The sequence below is a fragment of the Halomonas sp. AOP13-D3-9 genome (genome assembly GCF_052379125.1).
GTDB lineage: Bacteria > Pseudomonadota > Gammaproteobacteria > Pseudomonadales > Halomonadaceae > Vreelandella.
On the sequence record NZ_JBQSYH010000003.1, the window covers coordinates 119874 to 137239 of the forward strand.

Consider the following 17366-nt stretch of genomic DNA (forward strand, 5'->3'; position numbering starts at 1 on the left):
CCTCCGTGTGGTTGATCATAGTGAGTAAAAAGTACTTCAGCCGCTAACAATGAGCGTAAGCCAGCTACGACGCAACTAGCGAGCTCTGTACTTATCCTTCCACTGGCCACTGTACTGTCTATTAGTCTAATGGCACCGCGTGCTGGCAATTCTACTCAACTGCATAAAAAAAATTTAAAAACAAACACTTACTAGAAAAAATTGATATAAATCGACACACCAAACAAGCGTTACACTGGTAAGACCAATTTTCCAAAGTAGTCATATGGTTAGCCTAATCGTATCTTTCACCTACACCCGACTGGCGGTACAACTGCCAGACGGATATTGCGGAGCATACCAAATCAATAACAAGGGGCAGTTCCTTCCATGAATGAAACGATACTTGCACTTCTGGCTTTCCTGCCGCTGTTGCTGGCCGGTATTTTGCTCATCGGGTTTAAAATACCTGCCAAGATAGCGATGCCGATTGTTTTCCTTACCGCGGCCATTATTGGCTTAACCGCTTGGGATATGTCGTTTAGCCGTGTAGCGGCGTCGACTATCCAAGGCCTGATTCAAACTGCGGGTCTCCTCTGGATCATCTTTGGCGCCATCCTGCTGCTTAACACCCTTAAACACTCCGGCGGCATTACCGCTATCCGTAACGGTTTTTCAGGCATTAGCCCTGACCGCCGCGTACAGGCGTTGATCGTTGCTTGGCTGTTCGGCTGCTTTATCGAAGGCGCTTCAGGCTTCGGCACGCCAGCGGCAGTTGCCGCACCGCTGATGGTCGCTCTTGGCTTCCCTGCGCTGGCAGCGGTAGTCGTGGGTATGATGATTCAATCAACGCCGGTTTCCTTCGGCGCAGTGGGCACGCCTATTGTGGTCGGCGTGGGCAGCGGCCTGGATCGCGCAGGTATTAGTGCCGAGCTCGACTCGGTAGGCTCTAGCTGGGATGTCTTCTTTCAGCTAGTCACCAGCGAAGTGGCGATTACTCACGGTATCGTGGGTATTTTGATGCCACTGATTCTGGTCACCGTGATGGTGCGCTTCTTTGGTGCTAACAAATCGTGGAAAGAGGGACTGTCGATTACCCCTTTCGCCATCTTTACCGGCATCTGCTTCGTAGTGCCTTACATGCTGGTAGGCGTGCTATTGGGCCCTGAGTTCCCTTCAATGATCGGCGCTATGGTGGGCTTGGCAATTGTCGTACCCGCTGCCAAACGCGGCTTTTTGATGCCGAAAGATACCTGGGATTTCCCCGAGTCCTCTTCTTGGCCAGACGAGTGGATCGGCAACCTGCAGATCAAACTTGATGACGTTGTCGGCAGAGCACCGATGTCCACCTTTAAAGGCTGGGTACCCTATGTGCTGCTCGCACTGTTTTTGGTGGCTTCTCGCATTATTGAGCCCCTCAAAGCAGCGCTTACCTCTATTAACCTTAGCTGGAATAACATTCTTGGCGAGGCGGGCATCAGCGGTGGCGTTCAGCCGCTCTACTTGCCCGGCGGTATTATTATTGCCGTGGTCATCGTGACCTACTTCCTGCACCGCATGAATCCGCAAAAGATCAGCGCGGCAGTATCTGAATCAACCAAAACGATTTTTGGTGCGGGCTTCGTGTTGATCTTTACCGTGCCAATGGTGCGCATATTGATCAACTCTGGCGTTAACGGCGCGGATCTTGTCTCCATGCCGGTGATGATGGCCCAGGCGGTGGCTGATAGTGTGGGCGGCATCTACCCCTTCTTTGCTCCCGCTGTCGGGGCGATGGGCGCCTTCATTGCAGGCTCCAACACGGTCTCTAACCTGATGTTGGCGGAATTCCAGTTCAGCGTTGCGGAGACCCTGGGGCTTTCCACCGCCATGATGGTTGCACTGCAGGCAGTCGGTGCAGCGGCAGGTAACATGATCGCCATTCACAACGTGGTCGCGGCTTCTGCCACGGTGGGTCTGCTCGGCCGTGAAGGGGCGACGATCCGTAAAACGATCCTGCCAACGATCTACTACCTCATCTTTACCGGCATCATCGCGCTAATTGCGTTCTACGTGATTGGCGTAACGGATCCGTTAATGTGACCATGAAGTAGCACTGGCGGTAATAACGACGCTAGAAACGCAAACCCCCAGGCCAAGGCCTGGGGGTTTGCTATTTAGCACAGCGGGTTTTGCGTTAATCGATACGCTTTAGCTGCTGACTATGGAGTTTGCCGCGCTCTACGTAGCTTTGGGCATTCTGCTTCAGTCCCGCCACCGCTTCCTCGGAAAGCTCCCGCACCACCTTGGCCGGCGAGCCAACGATTAACGAGTTGGGCGGAAACACCGCGCCCTCCTTAATAAAGGCACCGGCACCTACCAGGCTATTCTCACCAATCACTGCACCGTTCAGCACGACCGCCTGAATACCGATCAGGCAGCCATCACCGATGGTGCAGCCATGAAGCATCGCCTGATGCCCGACCGTTACGCCTTTGCCAACCTTGAGCGGAAAACCTGGGTCAGCGTGAAGTACGGCGCCATCCTGAATATTGCTCTCTTCACCAATTTCCAAGTGATCGGTATCACCGCGCAGCACTGCTTGATACCACACGCTTGAGCGTGCCTTTAAGGTCACCTGACCGATAACATCCGCCGTTTCGGCAATGTATACGTCGTCGTGAATAGCCGGGCGATGCTCGCCGTATTGATAAAGTGCCACGTTGACCTCCTTAGTTTGTTATTGGTGCACCGCTGTTCAGGCTAGCGCTTGTTCCAGCAATCGAGCAACGTGAATCGCTTCGCGGCCACTTCCATCGTGAATCTGATGGCGACAGCTCGTGCCATCGGCAATCAATACGGCGTTGCTATCCGCTTTTCGAATCGCCGGTAATAGCGAGAGCTCCGCCATTTTCAGCGAGGCATCGAAGTGCTCCGCTTCATAGCCGAAGCTGCCCGCCATGCCGCAGCAGGAAGACTCAATGGTCTCGACTTTAAGGTCAGGAATCCAGCCCAGCACCTGCTCAACCGGGCGCAGCGCATCAAAGGCCTTTTGATGGCAATGACCATGCAGCATCGCCCGCTCGTAGTTCAGCGGCTTAAGTTCGAGGGGGAGCTGATTCTCGGCACGCGCCTTGACCAGAAACTCTTCAAACAGATAGGCCGAGGCCGATAGCGCCTTCGCTTCCTCACCAAAACCGTACTGCAGGAACTCATCGCGCATGCTGAGCAAGCAAGAGGGTTCCAGGCCGACTATCGCCACGCCGCGCTCTACAAACGGCATCAGGTGCTCAAGGGTACGCTTGGCCTCCGCTTTGGCTTTATCAAACTGCCCGGAAGATAAGTAGGTACGCCCACAGCAGAGCGGCCGTTGGCCCTTGGTCGCATTGAGGTGTACAAGGTAGCCCGCCGCTTCCAGCACCCGCTTGGCCGCTTTGGCGTTATCACCTTCCATATAGTTATTGAAGGTATCCACAAACAGCAGCACTTCCCGCTCAGAGGTGACTGGCTGCCGAGACGCCTCGGCACTGGCGAGGAAATTCCCGTTAAACATCGGCAGCGAGCGTTGGGGCGCCAGCTTTAACGCCTGCTTGATCTGTTTAGCCAGGAACGGCACCCGCTCAACGCCATTTACCAGTGCAGAAAACTTGCTGGCCCAGGGTGCGTAGCGCGGCATTTCACCGACCATACGATCACGCAGCGATAAGCCTTTGACACGGGCGCGGGCAGTCCGCGCCTCTATCTTGAATTTGGCCATATCGACGCCCGTGGGGCAGTCACGCTTGCAGCCTTTGCATGACACGCAGAGATCCAGCGCTTCTTTGACATCGTCGCTGGCCAGCCCTTCATCACCTAACTGCCCCGAGAGCACCAAGCGCAAGGTGTTAGCGCGACCGCGGGTCAGGTGCTGCTCATCTTTCGTTACACGGAAACTCGGACACATGGTGCCTGCATCAAACTTACGGCAGTGACCATTGTTGTTGCACATCTCCACCGCCATGGCCAAGCCATGGGTGGCATCACCGCCGGAACCTGGCGCGGTTTGCTCGCCCGTTAACGGGTCGCGCTTCACATTCCAGGCGGACCAATCGAATACCGGGGTAAGCGGGATGGTGGTATAACTCTTCGGAAAACGAAAATAGCGCTCGTCATCCATTTTTGGGGTATCGACGATTTTGCCGGGGTTGAACAGGTTTTCAGGGTCAAACAGCTGTTTAATGTCGCGGAAGGCATTGTTGACCGTTTCGCCAAACTGCCACGCCACCCACTCGCCACGGCAGATACCGTCGCCATGCTCACCAGAGTAGGCGCCTTTGTATTCGCGCACTAACGCGGAGGCCAGCTCGGCGATTTCGCGCATTTTTTCCGCACCATCCCGGCGCATATCGAGGATTGGCCGCACGTGCAGCGTGCCGACGCCTGCGTGGGCGTACCAAGTACCTTCAGTGCCGTAGCGGTTGAATACCTCAGTGAGCTTATCGGTGTATTCAGCCAAGTGCTCAAGCGGCACCGCGCAATCTTCGATAAACGAGACCGGCTTACCGTCGCCCTTCATGCTCATCATGATGTTGAGCCCAGCCTTGCGTACGTTCCACAACGCTTTCTGCTCAGCGGCCTCGGGCATATCCACCACGCTGCCCGGCAGGCCCAAATCGCCCATTAGCTCATTAAGCCCGCGTAGGGCTTCAAGCTGCGCTGCGTGGTCGTGACCGGCAAACTCCACGAGAAGAATGGCTTCCGGCTTGCCGATCAGCGCTTTCTCAATGACGGGGCGGAACGCGGGGTTCTCCAGCGACAGCTCAATCATGGTGCGGTCAACCAGCTCCACCGCCGTGGGGCCCAGCTTGACGATATGCTGGGTGAAATCCATCGCCTGATAAAAGGTCGGGAAGTTCACCACGCCCAGCACCTTCTGCTCGGGCAGCGGTGAAAGCCTGAGTTTGATGCGCTGGCTTACCCCAAGCGTACCTTCCGAGCCCACCAGTAGATGGGCCAGATTGGCGCGGTGGTCTGGGTCGTAGGGCATCGGGTTCTGGCAATCGAACAGATCCAAATTGTAACCACCGACCCGCCGCAATACCTTGGGGAAATGATCACGAATTTCAGGGCCTACCCGCTCTGCAATCGCCCTCACCTGCTGGGCAAGGCGCTGCTCCCGCGAGCCCTCTGCAAAGGTGTCAACGAAACCAAAACTCGCCGCGTTGCCGTCGGCCAATAGCGCGTCCACGCCCAGCACGTTATGCACCATGTTGCCGTAGAAGATCGAACGCGACCCGCAGGAGTTATTGCCTGCCATACCGCCGATGGTGCACTGGGCGCTGGTGGAAACATCGACCGGATACCAGAGCCCGTGGGGCTTAAGCCAAGCGTTGAGATGATCCAGCACCATGCCGGGTTCGACCACCACGGTGCGCGCCTCGGCGTCGAACTCAACGATCTCGTTAAGCCAGCGGGTGGTGTCGATCACCAGCGCCTCACCAACGGTTTGGCCACACTGGCTGGTACCCGCGCCCCGAGCCAAAATCGGCACCTTGGCATCACGGGCAATATCCAGGGCAATTTTCAGATCTTGCTGGTGGCGCGGGATGACCACGCCTACCGGGGTCACCTGATAAATAGAAGCGTCGGTTGAATAGCGCCCCCGAGTGGCCCGATCAAACAGCACCTCTCCCGCCATTTCTCGGGATAAACGCTCGGCGAATTCGCCGAGCGGTTTAATCTTGGCATCACGGGACGGGTATTGGTTCGTCAGAGACGTCATATGGCTCTCCCCCGTCGTTTAGCGCTCGCTTGGGTTAAGCGGGTTAGCCGCAAAGTAGTCCAGCGCTGCCGTCACGCCACTGCCTTTGAGGTTAACGCCGGACAGCTTCATGCCCGCCTCACAGCCGCCCAAGGTAGCAATCAAGGTTAAATCGTTGCAGTCGCCCAAGTGGCCAATACGGAACATCTTGCCCTTGGCCTTACCCAGCCCCATACCTAATGAAAGGTCAAAGCGCTCATAGATAATCTTGCGCACCGCATCCGCATCGACGCCCTCAGGCATGACCACACCGGTCAGCACCGGTGAGTAAACAGACGGATCTAAACACTGGATCTCAAGCCCCCACGCTTCTACCGCTGCACGCACCCCAGCGGCCCAGCGTTGGTGGCGAGCTAGGACATTGTACATGCCTTCATCCAACAGCATATCCAGCGCTTCATTCAGGCCATAGAGCAGGTTGGTGCTAGGTGTGTAGGGCCAGTAGCCGTTCTTGTTGGCTTCGAGAATTTCATCCCAGGCCCAGAAGCTTTTGGGTAGTTTTGATTGTTTGCTGGCTTCAATCGCTTTTGGCGAGAGCGCATTAAAGCTAATACCGGGAGGCAGCATCAAGCCTTTCTGCGAGCCGGAGACGGTGACATCCACGCCCCACTCATCATGGCGGTAGTCGGCGCTGGCCAACCCGGAAATGGTATCGACAATCAGCAGCGCGGGGTGCCCAGCCGCATCGATGGCTTTGCGCACGGCAGCGATATCGCTGGTCACCCCGGTAGAGGTTTCGTTGTGTACTACACAGACCGCTTTAAGCTCGTGGTTGGTGTCCTCTTTCAGGCGCGCTTCGATCATGTCGGCCTGAACACCATGGCGCCAGCCTTCATAGCCCGGCAAGCCCAGAAACTCAGGCTGCACATCCAAACGCAGGGCCATTTTGTGCCATAGCGTGGCGAAGTGGCCGGTCTCAAACATCAGTACCCGGTCACCTGGTGACATGGTATTGGCCAGCGCCGCTTCCCAGGCACCGGTGCCGGACGCCGGGTAGATAATCACCGGGTTCTCGGTTTTGAAGATTTTTTGAATCTTGCTCAGTAGCTCTAGCCCCAACGCACCAAACTCAGGCCCGCGGTGGTCGATCGTGGGCAGACTCATCGCCCGTAAAATGCGGTCTGGCACCGGCGAGGGGCCAGGAATTTGCAAAAAGTGACGGCCGGACGGATGAAAATTAAGCTTTAACATGATGAGGTTCCTGTTTGTTGTTGTCAGGCTAAACGTTGGCTCTGCCGGTTAGCGTTATTCAAAATGGATAATGAATGCAATTTCTCACATCAAAAAAGCGCTATTTGATACATCCTTCAGCACGTAACGCATCAAGCTCATCGCCAGAGAAGCCTAAGCTGTCGAGCACTTCGTCGGTGTGCTGGGCAAAGAGCGGTGCCGGACTGCGGATTTGCGACGGTGTTTCTGAGAATTTGCTGGGAAATCCGATGGTTTTCATTTTGCCCATTACTGGGTGTTCCATCTCTTGCACCATACCGCGCGCTAAATAGTGCTCGTCCTGCATCGCCTGGGCGAAGTCGTTGATTGGCCCGGCAGGCACGCCAGCGCTGTCACACAGTGCTAACCACTCATCGACGCTTTTATCCGCCATTAGCTCTTCCAGCAGCGCTTCCAGCTCTTCAACGTGCTGGCCACGGTCTTGGTTTGTGATAAAGCGTGGGTCTTGCATAAGCTCTTCGCGCTTTAGTACATCCTGACAGAAGCGCTCCCAGGTGCGCTGGTTGGCGCAACCGAGCATCAAAAAGCCATCGCTTGCTTTAACTGCTTGATAAGGGGCGGAAACACGGTGGCGCCAGCCCGTTGGCCCTGGCACGGTGCCTTCAGAGAAATAGGCCGCCGCTTCCCAGGTAAACCAGGGCAAACCACACTCGGTAATAGCGATATCGATATGCTGCCCGGCACCGGTTTTCATCTTGTGGATGCACGCCGCCAAAATCGAGTAGACCGCCGTTAGCCCACCGCCGATATCGTAAACTGCAATACCAGTTTTAAGGGGGCGCTTGCCCTCCTCCCCGGTCATCGACATCAAACCTGTCATGCCCTGCGCCACTAAATCAAAGCCCCCTTTGTGGCTATAGGGGCCGGTTTGGCCATAGCCTGAAATGGAGCAGTAGACGATGCCAGGGTTGATCGCTTTGATGGTGTCGTAATCGATCTCCAGCGACTTGGTCACACCAGGTCGGTAGTTCTCAACGATGACATCGGCATCAGCTGCCAAGCGGTAGAAGATTTGCCGCGCCCGTTCGTCTTTAAGATTGAGCGAGATACTTTTTTTGTTGCGGTTAATCTGTGAAAAGCAGGTCGATTCGCCATTCACATAAGGACCCATTTGGCGGCTATCGTCTCCGCCATTGAGTTTCTCGACCTTGATAACTTCAGCGCCCATATCGGCCAGCACCATGGTGCAGTAGGGGCCTGCCATAATTTGAGACACATCCAGCACTTTTATATCTTGTAGGGGAAGCATGCGCTCTCCTCCTAAGTAGAAGTTTTAAACGCTGTCCAACGTTAGTGGCCAGACCACTCAAAGGGCGTTTTATTGACGAATTTATCCACCGCCGCGGCGAAATCTCGGCTCATATAGCAGGTGGTTACCCAATCGTCGCTGGCATCGGCGGGAAGACGGCGTTGCTCTATCGCTCTGCCAATCAGTGCCTTACTGGCCTGAAGCGTCAATGGCGCGCGCTTGGCAAAGGCTTCCGCCAGCGTGGCCACTTCTTCGTAAATCGCATCAGCGTCAAACAACTGATTGACCAAACCTGTCGCTTGAGCTTCGTCCGCGCCGAACAGGCGCGCCATCATTAGCGCTTCTTTGGTGCGGGCAACGCCAAGCATGTCGATCATGCGTGAAACGTTATTAATCGAAAGCGTATTACCCAGCGTTTTAGCAATCGGCACGCCAAACTTCATCGTTGGGGTGGCGTAGCGGAAGTCGCACACCAGCGCCAGTGCGGCCCCGCCACCGACACAAGCACCTTCAATCAGCGCCAGGGTTGGCTTGGGAAAGGTTTCCAACTTGCCTACTACGCGGTCAATGCGTCGTTCGTAGCCAATCGCGTCTTCTGGCTTACTAAAGCCTGAAAATTGGCTGATGTCGGTACCGGCGACAAAGGCTTCACCGCCAACGCCGTGCAGCACTACGGCATACACAGTGTCATCCTCGGCCAACTGATCGCAGTGCTTTTCCAGGGCGTCGTACATCTCCCAGGTCATCGCATTACGGCTCTGGGGCCGGTTAAAACCAATCCAGGCCACGCCATTGCGAACGGAAAACGTGACGCTCTGGGCAGGCTGTGATTCGTCAAGATGGCTCATTTTCGTCTCCTGTTTGGGCTTGGTGCCAGGCTAATAACACCCGGCAACCAGCGCATATACGTGCTTAGCCGTAGATGAAGTTAACCAACGCCAGCGCAAACGCCGGAATGTAGGTATTAATCATCAACACGGCGAACAGGACGGCGATAAACCAAAGGTTGGTTTTAGACGTTGCCCAGACATCTGATTTGGCGATTGAACAAGACGCAATGAGCACGCTGGCCACCGGTGGTGTTTGCTGACCGATCGCCAAGTTCAGCGTCACAATCAAACCAAAGTGAAGCGGATCGATACCGACTTCCAACACCAGCGGCAGAACGATCGGCACTACTAGGATAATCGCGGCGGCAGAGTGAAGAAAAATACCTAATATCAAGAAGATGACATTGAGAAGTGCCAAGATGAGATATTTATTATTAGTCAGTTCACTGATCTGCATCGCAATTTCTTGCGGCACGCGGGTTTCGGTAAGGTAGCCACCTACCACTGCTGACGCGGCCACTAGCAACATAACCACGGCTGTTTGCACACCCGCGCTCTTGCACGAGTCAATGAAGTTTCTCATCGTGAATTCGCGATAAACCACCGCACTGATAAAGATAGCCACACATACCGCCAGCGCCGCGCCTTCAGTCGCGGTAACGAAACCACCAAAAATACCGCCCAGGATGATGACAGGAATCAGCAACGCCCAGATCGCCTCTTTAAAGGCTATCCAAAGCTGCGAAACCCGGAAGCGCCCCTCAGAAGGGAAGTTGTGTTTGCGCGCCAAGTAGTAGCACATAGCGGCTAAGCCCATCGCACCCAGTAAGCCTGGCAAAATACCGGCCACAAACATCTGTACCACTGACTCACCCGACATCACCGCGTAAAGAATCATTGGGATAGAGGGCGGCAAGATAATCGCTAAGCTCGCAGCGGATGAAGATATAGAAGCAGCAAACTCTTTTGAGTAGCCCTTCTTGCGCATGGCAGGAATCAGAATACTGCCGATCGCCGATACCCCCGCCACTGCCGACCCGGAAATTTCTGCGAAGAAAACCGAAGCACCGATGGTCACCATCGCCAAGCCACCCTTGATGAACCCCACCATTGCCATGGCTAGGTCGATCAAGCGCCGCGAAATACTCGAGGCGTTCATAATGGCACCGGCTAAAATAAACAGCGGTATTGCGATGAGCGGAAAGTTGGTCGCACCCTCAAACATCGTCATGCCCACCGTGGGCATTGCCATGTTGCCGTATGTCATAAAGGTGGCGACGGTACCCACCAGTGCCAAGGCAACGGCGACCGGTACGTTAATCAGGATCAACAGAATCAGCGCTATAAATATGTACAGTATGACCATGGTATCTACTTACCCTCGCTGATGTGTGCTGACGGAGGCGACTTCTTCCGCGTCGATACCGGCTTCTTCAAGCTCATGATCAATAAAGCCCCTGCCCTTAGCGCTTTTAATTACGTCAGGCAGCCGCAGCAGTTCAGCAATGGTGAACAGCACGGCGGCAACGGGAATCGCTGAATGAACCAGTTGCATTGACACACCAGGAAGGCTAACCATACCCACGCCTTCGAGAATCAACATGACTTGGAAGCTGGCGAGGCCCAAAAACACGAAGAACCCGATAGTGATGGCTTCAGCTAACAACGCGACAGGCACACGAATAGAGGGTGGACACATGTTCAACACACTAGGGCAAGTGATGTGCGCGCCTTTGGCGGCGGCTAAGGCAGTGCCGTAGTAGGTCACCCAAGCCAACAACGCAGCGGCGAGCTCGTCATACCAGCTTAGCGGCGAGCCCAGGTAACGGGTCACAAAGCCCAGGGTGACTACAGCCGCAAGCGCAATTACCAGAAAGACCACGATGCCTTCAAGAAACGAAAAATACGCGTTCTTGAACTTTGTAAAAGTACTCATTGAGACCTCCGAAAAGCGAGGCGCCCCGCGCATTCGCGGCACACCTCTAGGTGATTGGCGCTTTACTTACTCGCGAAGAGCAGTCACGGCGTCAATCATGTCCTGTCCACCATCCACTTCATCGGCAAATTTGTTATAGATGGTTTCAGAGGCTTCAACAAAAGCATCGAAGTCGACTTCATTCACTTCCATGCCTTCATCGCGCATTTTTACGAGAGTCTCATCGTCTAGTCGTTGACCTTCGTCTAAAACAAAGTCTTCCATTTCGACCGCCACCTCTTCGAGGACTTGCTGCACCTCTTCAGGTAGGCGGCTCCAGCTAGCACCCGCCGTTAAATAAGCGGGGGTATAAACGTGGTTGGAAATCGAGAGGTAGTCTTGTACCTCGTGAAAACGTGAGGAGTAGGTTTGAATAAGGGGATTTTCCTGGCCATCCATTGCCCCTGTTTGCAGCGCAACGAACACCTCCGACAGCGACATTGGCGAAGGTGCCGCGCCGTAGCTACGGAACATATCGATACGCCATGTGCCGCCGGGTACGCGCAACTTGATACCACTTAGATCTTCTGGCGTAACGATTGGCCGCTCGTTGTTAGTAATCTGGCGAAAGCCGTTTTCCCACACGCCAATAATTTTAAAACCACGGGCTTCTGCAGCGTCATACAAAGGGCCACGGACGATTTCCTCGCGCACGCGCTTCATATGTTCGCGGTCTTGTATCAAGTAAGGCATTTCGAACAGCGCAAACTCAGCGGATTCAGAACTCATCACTGTCGAGGGCAGCGAGAGGTCTAACGACCCTAACCGCAGGCGGCGCATCATCGATTCGTCACCACCCAGTTGGCTATTGCCAAAAACGCTTACTTCCGCCACGCCTTCCAAACGTTCGTTGGCGAGTTCGGCAAAGTGATTCGCAGAAATTTCAAACAGTGATCCAGGACCACCGACATGACCCAGGCGAATTTCCGTCTGGGCGTTGGCGGCGGCGGCCTGTAAGCCAAACGACACAACGGCCGTAACGAGTGCTGTTTTGAGCAATTTCATTGTGAACTCCAGGTGAAGCATTTGTTGTTGTTAGCAATGTCACCATCGTGGCTCTGGCATCCGATGGCACCTGCAAAAGGCGTCGCTTGAGTAGATCTACTTATTGTTGGTCTAGCGCTACTCTTGCAACATCCTCCACTTCAATTTGAATTCAAAATTCAAAATTAGGTATTAAACTTTCGTCTCGACACAAAAATCTTGTTGCAACCGATTGATTTTAAAAGGGCTAATAAAAAGTAGTCATGAAAAAAAGCGGGTAGCGCCTTGGTTAAGTCGCTGCCCGCTTCCATTAACGCCTTCCTGCTAACACCTAGCTCGGTGCAAGTCCCCAGCGCAGGCCGGCCAGTTCAATACCGGCTATCGCCGCTTGCTGATCCTCATCCGATGACGCGCCGCTAACTCCCACCGCGCCGATTACACAGTTTTGCTGATCTAGAATGGGCACGCCCCCTGCTACAGCCACAAAATGCCCCTGGGAAGCCGCCGAAACGCTAGCAACAAACCCGGTGCGTTCGGCATTGCGTTCACCTAGCACGCCACTGGCAACACCAACGCCCAATGCGGCATACGCCTTCCCCTTAGCTACCGGAAAACGCAGCGGCGCGCAGCCATCCTCGCGCTCCGCAGCAACCAGGTTGCCGCCGCCATCCAGCACCACGATAGTCAACGGCGTCAAATCTGCCTTACGTGCCAACGCTATGGCACCATCGATTATCTTTCTGCTCTGTTCTCTGGTGAGCTGCACGCTGCAATGAAATACTTGTCCAGCCATGGGGTTTACCTTTGTCGTTGTTAGTAGGCATTGATGGGCAAAATGCCACCAAAGGAATATTGAATTCATAATTACTTTTGCAGATCATATAAACAATAGCCACTATACAAAGCTGGTATTTCAGAAATGGTATCGTGCTCAAAACGATCCAGGTGGTCTGGGTAGCTTGACTGTAAGGCGAGCGAGCCACTGACAAGGAACTGACGAATGACAAAGATATTGCAACGCAATTTGTATCGGGAAGTGGCCGATAGAATTGGCGACCTGATTGAGCACGGCGAGCTTTTACCCGGCGAACGTATCTCCGAAAAGCAGCTGTGCGAGCGCTTCGGCGTATCGCGTACACCATTGCGGGAGGCGTTGAAAGTACTCGCCACTGAAGGCCTGATTGAGCTGCTACCCAATCGCGGCGCGCGGGTGGTACGGCTGACCTTAAAGAACGTTAAAGACACCTATGACCTGATGGCCGCACTAGAGGGACTGTCGGGGGAACTCGCCTGTGAGCACATCAGCGACGCTGAAATTGCCGCCATTCGTCAGCTGCACGACACGATGCTGGAACACTACCGTAATCGCGATTTAATGCCCTACTTCCAGGTGAACCGGCAGATTCACGAAAGCATTTTGGCGGCGTCCAATAACGATGTGCTGCAAGAGATGTATAGCAACCTCAGCCAGCGCATCAAGCGCGTGCGTTACTCCAAGAAGATGACCGAGCGCTACTGGAGCCAAGCGGTAAAAGACCATGAAAACATGATGGCCGCGCTTGAAAAACGGGACAGCCAACTGCTCGGCCAAATTTTACGTGACCACCTATGCAACAAGATTGAAGTGGCCACCTTGGCGGGCGTGATTGACACGGAAGACGATAAAAGTGTAGCCAATAGCTAAAAATTCGCTACTGCCACTCCTCAAGACGCATGGATGAACGTTCGAGCCGCTGGTGTTCCTCTTCTAAATCGCGCAGCAGTTGGCTAATGCTGGAGAGGTGTTCAAGCGCTACCTTTTTTGCCTGCTCCGCGTCGCCGCTGACGACCGCATCATGCAACTGTGCATGCTGCTGATTGATCATCGCTCGGGGGGCTGGCAAGTGGTAAAGGTGTTTGACCGAGGCGAAGACCGAGCTAAGCAGCAGATCGGTCAGGCTCTGTAGCGTGTGAACCAACACCGGGTTGTGCGACGCCTGAGAAACCGCCAGATGAAAAGCGTGGTCGAGGCGTGCGAGCCGCTCGACGTCAATGGCTTCCGCACTTTCGGCGTAATCAGCCATTTCACGATAGCGCCGGGTGATCATCACTTTGTCAGCGGAGGTACCTCGACTTGCCGCCAACTGCGCCGACTCCCCTTCGAGCAGGGCGCGCACCTCTAATAGATCAAACAGCGTGCGCGGATGGTCTTTAAACAGGTGCATCAATGCGCTTTGATTGCCTACGGGCAGCAGCGTGGCCACCGTCGAACCATGGCCCTGGCGGGTATCGATAATGCCCTTACTGCGCAGAATCCGTAACCCTTCCCGCAGCGAAGCACGGGATACGCCCAGCCGGTCGCAGAGGCGCCGTTCAGAAGGCAGCAGCTGACCGGGGCGAAAAACACCATCAAGAATTAGACGCTCAAGCCGGGTAGCCACCTGATCCGGCATTCGCAGCCCGGGTGACAAGGCTTGATTCTCCACTGGCATGCTGGCTCTCCTGATGGACGATTTGACCAGCTTGCCACTACTGGCCGCAGAAGGCATCCATGTCGACTAATTACTGGTCAGACCAATGCACCACGGCCTAGACAGATGCACAAAAAAAGCCCAAATTGAGGCCATGTTACGCGGGCACACTGCGCGCGATCTGGCATAAAGAATGTCGCCGTTTGCCTTTAATGATAATAAGCATGGGATGTCGTTATGAATATCCTCTTTGATGAGCGCCTGGACGGTGAGCTGGTCCGGCGAGAGAAAAGCGAAGTCTTAAACGATCTTCAGCAAGCCGTCCCCGATATGACGCTGCTGCACCGTGAGGAAGACCTGCGCCCCTTCGAGTGCGATGGGCTGGCGGCCTATCGCGTATTGCCCATGCTGGTGGCACTGCCGGAAACGCTGGAGCAGGTGAAAGGGTTACTCCAGCGCTGCCATGCCTTAGGCGTACCGGTGGTGACCCGTGGTGCGGGCACCGGCCTCTCCGGCGGCGCGCTACCCTTGGAGCAAGGCGTGCTGCTAGTCATGTCACGCTTTAACCAAATTCTAAAAGTCGACCCTGATGCCCGCCTGGCGCGGGTTCAGCCAGGTGTTCGCAATCTGGCGATTTCTGAAGCCGCTGCGCCTTACGGCCTCTATTATGCGCCGGACCCTTCATCACAAATTGCCTGTTCCATCGGCGGTAACGTGGCTGAAAATGCCGGTGGCGTGCACTGTTTAAAATATGGCCTGACAGTACATAACGTCATGCGCGTGGACGTACTCACCATTGAGGGTGAGCACATGACGCTGGGCGCTGAGTCTCTCGACGCACCGGGCTTTGACCTGCTGGCGCTAATGAACGGCTCGGAAGGCATGCTTGGTGTGGTCACGGAGATCACCGTCAAACTACTGCCCAAGCCGGAAACCGCGAAAGTATTGATGGCCAGCTTCGACGACGTCGAAAAAGCCGGCCGCGCGGTGGGCGATATTATTGCCGCAGGCATTATCCCCGGCGGCCTGGAGATGATGGATAAACTGGCCATCAAAGCCGCCGAGGACTTTGTCAAAGCAGGTTATCCGCTGGATGCCGAAGCGATTCTGCTCTGTGAGCTGGATGGCGTGGAAGCCGATGTGGACGACGATTGCGACACCGTTCGCCGCGTACTGGAGGCCGCCGGGGCCACCAATATCCAACAAGCGCGGGATGAAGCCGAGCGCGCCAAGTTCTGGGCCGGGCGAAAGAACGCCTTCCCCGCCGTGGGTCGTATGTCGCCGGACTACTACTGCATGGATGGCACCATTCCCCGCCGCGAACTTCCACGCGTACTTAAAGGTATTGCTGCACTTTCCCAAGAGAGCGGCCTACTGGTAGCCAACGTGTTTCACGCCGGTGACGGCAACATGCACCCATTGATTCTGTTTGATGCCAACAAAGAGGGCGAACTAGCCCTTGCCGAAGAGGTAGGCGGAAAGATTCTGGAACTCTGCGTGGCGGCGGGCGGCTCAATTACCGGTGAGCACGGCGTGGGGCGCGAAAAGATCAACCAAATGTGCAGCCAGTTCCAACCGGATGAGATCAGCGTTTTTCATGCGTTGAAAGCCGCTTTTGATCCAAAGCGCCTACTCAACCCAGGCAAGAACATTCCAACCCTGGCTCGCTGCGCGGAATTCGGTGCCATGCATGTGCATAACAACGAGCTACCGCATCCGGAACTGCCACGTTTTTAATAATGAACCTAGTCAACATACTCACTAGGCAAAATAAATACTGGGATAGACCATGACCGAACTAGCGATGCATGCCGCCGACCGCGATATCGCTGACACCTTGTGTGATCAGGTGCGCAGCGCGTATGAGACACGCACTCCGCTACGCATTGTAGGCGGAGATACCCGCGCCTTTTATGGACGAACGGTGGATGGCCAAGCGCTCACGATGGCCGAACATAGTGGCATTGTCAGCTACGACCCGGTGGAACTGGTGGTCACCGTGCGCGCTGGCACACGGCTAAGCGCCCTTCAAGCAGCGCTGGCCGAGAAACACCAGATGCTGGCGTTTGAGCCGCCCGTGTTTGGCGAAGCCTCGACCATTGGTGGCGCCGTGGCCACTGGCCTTTCCGGCCCACGCCGCCCCTGGGCAGGCGCTGCGCGTGACTTTGTGCTCGGCACGCGGGTCATCACCCAAGAGGGCAAGCTGTTACGCTTTGGCGGCGAAGTGATGAAAAATGTCGCCGGTTACGATCTCTCGCGCTTGATGTCGGGTGCTCAGGGTACGCTCGGCGTGCTGACCGATATCTCGTTTAAAGTGCTGCCTATTCCCACGGCCACGTACAGCTTACGCCTACCTCTCAGCCTTACTGATGCGCTTAAAAAACTTTCCGAGCTGGGCCGTCAGCCGCTGCCAATCACGGCGGCAGCCTGGCATAACGGTGAGCTTTTTCTGCGCTTGGAAGGAGGCAAAAGCTCTGTTAGCGCCACTCAGTCAAGTCTCGGCGGCGAGCCGCTTGATGACCACTTCTGGACCTCGCTACGCGACCATACCCACGATTTCTTCCAGCTCAGCGACGGCCAAGCGCTGTGGCGGTTATCGCTGCCTCCGCATACGTCGCCGCTGGCGCTGGATATTCCCGAAGCGGATATTTTTTACGACTGGGCGGGCTGTCAGCGCTGGGTAAAAACATCGCTGGATGCCAGCACCCTGCGCGCTGCCTGTGCCGCAGCAGGCGGCCATGCCACCTGCTACACGCCGCACGCCCAGGGAGGCGCCGCCGACCCTTTCACACCGCTCAACACGGTAGTGGAAAAATATCATCGTAATTTAAAGGCGGAGCTGGATGCCCATGGCATTTTTAATCCCGGTCGTCTTTATGCGGCGTTTTAA

At 55.2% G+C, this 17366-nt stretch carries 14 protein-coding genes; 4 read left to right on the forward strand and 10 right to left on the reverse strand.

The window, feature by feature from the left end; genetic code table 11:
- Positions 1-369 precede the first annotated feature (369 nt).
- Positions 370-2061 carry an L-lactate permease gene (locus ACT3UM_RS04310; RefSeq protein WP_498896440.1) on the forward strand — a complete coding sequence of 564 codons (1692 nt, stop codon included), beginning with the start codon at positions 370-372 and terminating at the stop codon, positions 2059-2061.
- A 94-nt stretch (positions 2062-2155) separates the two neighbouring features.
- On the opposite strand, the gene ACT3UM_RS04315 is transcribed toward ACT3UM_RS04310, so the two are convergent.
- From ACT3UM_RS04315 to ACT3UM_RS04355, 9 genes are all read right to left on the reverse strand, one after another.
- Positions 2156-2680, reverse strand: coding sequence for a gamma carbonic anhydrase family protein (locus tag ACT3UM_RS04315; protein ID WP_498896442.1), 525 nt, complete (start codon positions 2678-2680; stop codon positions 2156-2158).
- A gap of 36 nt (positions 2681-2716) precedes the next feature.
- Positions 2717-5719, reverse strand: coding sequence for an FAD-binding and (Fe-S)-binding domain-containing protein (locus tag ACT3UM_RS04320; protein ID WP_498896444.1), 3003 nt, complete (start codon positions 5717-5719; stop codon positions 2717-2719).
- An 18-nt stretch (positions 5720-5737) separates the two neighbouring features.
- Entirely contained in the window at positions 5738-6949 is a 1212-nt protein-coding gene (locus ACT3UM_RS04325; RefSeq protein WP_498896445.1) for a pyridoxal-phosphate-dependent aminotransferase family protein, read from the reverse strand.
- A gap of 100 nt (positions 6950-7049) precedes the next feature.
- Positions 7050-8237 carry a CaiB/BaiF CoA transferase family protein gene (locus ACT3UM_RS04330; protein WP_498896447.1) on the reverse strand — a complete coding sequence of 396 codons (1188 nt, stop codon included), beginning with the start codon at positions 8235-8237 and terminating at the stop codon, positions 7050-7052.
- Positions 8238-8278: 41 nt separating this feature from the next.
- A complete protein-coding gene (locus tag ACT3UM_RS04335) occupies positions 8279-9085 on the reverse strand; it encodes an enoyl-CoA hydratase/isomerase family protein (RefSeq protein WP_498896449.1) in 807 nt (268 codons plus the stop codon).
- 64 nt (positions 9086-9149) lie between these two features.
- Positions 9150-10433 (reverse strand): TRAP transporter large permease, encoded by a 1284-nt coding sequence (locus tag ACT3UM_RS04340; protein WP_240718793.1) that lies wholly within the window; start codon positions 10431-10433, stop codon positions 9150-9152.
- A gap of 9 nt (positions 10434-10442) precedes the next feature.
- Positions 10443-11003: a TRAP transporter small permease gene (locus ACT3UM_RS04345; protein ID WP_498896452.1), complete on the reverse strand. Its 561-nt coding sequence runs from the start codon at positions 11001-11003 to the stop codon at positions 10443-10445.
- A gap of 66 nt (positions 11004-11069) precedes the next feature.
- Positions 11070-12047 (reverse strand): TRAP transporter substrate-binding protein, encoded by a 978-nt coding sequence (locus ACT3UM_RS04350; RefSeq protein ID WP_498896454.1) that lies wholly within the window; start codon positions 12045-12047, stop codon positions 11070-11072.
- Between the two features lie 310 nt (positions 12048-12357).
- Positions 12358-12819, reverse strand: coding sequence for a GlcG/HbpS family heme-binding protein (locus ACT3UM_RS04355; protein ID WP_498896456.1), 462 nt, complete (start codon positions 12817-12819; stop codon positions 12358-12360).
- 207 nt (positions 12820-13026) lie between these two features.
- On the opposite strand from ACT3UM_RS04355, the gene ACT3UM_RS04360 reads away from it, so the two are divergent.
- Entirely contained in the window at positions 13027-13710 is a 684-nt protein-coding gene (locus tag ACT3UM_RS04360) for a GntR family transcriptional regulator (protein ID WP_498896458.1), read from the forward strand.
- Between the two features lie 7 nt (positions 13711-13717).
- Here ACT3UM_RS04360 and glcC read toward each other — a convergent pair whose 3' ends face one another.
- Complete coding sequence (gene glcC / locus ACT3UM_RS04365; RefSeq protein WP_498896460.1) at positions 13718-14497, reverse strand: transcriptional regulator GlcC; 780 nt, start codon at positions 14495-14497, stop codon at positions 13718-13720.
- A gap of 216 nt (positions 14498-14713) precedes the next feature.
- On the opposite strand from glcC, the gene glcD reads away from it, so the two are divergent.
- Positions 14714-16213, forward strand: a complete 1500-nt coding sequence (gene glcD, locus ACT3UM_RS04370; protein WP_498896461.1) for a glycolate oxidase subunit GlcD — start codon at positions 14714-14716, stop codon at positions 16211-16213.
- Between the two features lie 52 nt (positions 16214-16265).
- On the forward strand, positions 16266-17366 hold the full coding sequence (gene glcE, locus ACT3UM_RS04375; RefSeq protein ID WP_498896463.1) for a glycolate oxidase subunit GlcE: 1101 nt from the start codon (positions 16266-16268) through the stop codon (positions 17364-17366).

Bases quoted from the DNA above. Each gene is read 5' to 3' on its own strand.
- ACT3UM_RS04310 (WP_498896440.1), top strand. From the start codon at position 370: ATGAATGAAACGATACTTGCACTTCTGGCTTTCCTGCCGCTGTTGCTG.
- ACT3UM_RS04320 (WP_498896444.1), bottom strand. From the start codon at position 5,719: ATGACGTCTCTGACGAACCAATACCCGTCCCGTGATGCCAAGATTAAA.
- ACT3UM_RS04325 (WP_498896445.1), bottom strand. From the start codon at position 6,949: ATGTTAAAGCTTAATTTTCATCCGTCCGGCCGTCACTTTTTGCAAATT.
- ACT3UM_RS04330 (WP_498896447.1), bottom strand. From the start codon at position 8,237: ATGCTTCCCCTACAAGATATAAAAGTGCTGGATGTGTCTCAAATTATG.
- ACT3UM_RS04335 (WP_498896449.1), bottom strand. From the start codon at position 9,085: ATGAGCCATCTTGACGAATCACAGCCTGCCCAGAGCGTCACGTTTTCC.
- ACT3UM_RS04340 (WP_240718793.1), bottom strand. From the start codon at position 10,433: ATGGTCATACTGTACATATTTATAGCGCTGATTCTGTTGATCCTGATT.
- ACT3UM_RS04345 (WP_498896452.1), bottom strand. From the start codon at position 11,003: ATGAGTACTTTTACAAAGTTCAAGAACGCGTATTTTTCGTTTCTTGAA.
- ACT3UM_RS04350 (WP_498896454.1), bottom strand. From the start codon at position 12,047: ATGAAATTGCTCAAAACAGCACTCGTTACGGCCGTTGTGTCGTTTGGC.
- ACT3UM_RS04355 (WP_498896456.1), bottom strand. From the start codon at position 12,819: ATGGCTGGACAAGTATTTCATTGCAGCGTGCAGCTCACCAGAGAACAG.
- ACT3UM_RS04360 (WP_498896458.1), top strand. From the start codon at position 13,027: ATGACAAAGATATTGCAACGCAATTTGTATCGGGAAGTGGCCGATAGA.
- glcC (WP_498896460.1), bottom strand. From the start codon at position 14,497: ATGCCAGTGGAGAATCAAGCCTTGTCACCCGGGCTGCGAATGCCGGAT.
- glcD (WP_498896461.1), top strand. From the start codon at position 14,714: ATGAATATCCTCTTTGATGAGCGCCTGGACGGTGAGCTGGTCCGGCGA.
- glcE (WP_498896463.1), top strand. From the start codon at position 16,266: ATGACCGAACTAGCGATGCATGCCGCCGACCGCGATATCGCTGACACC.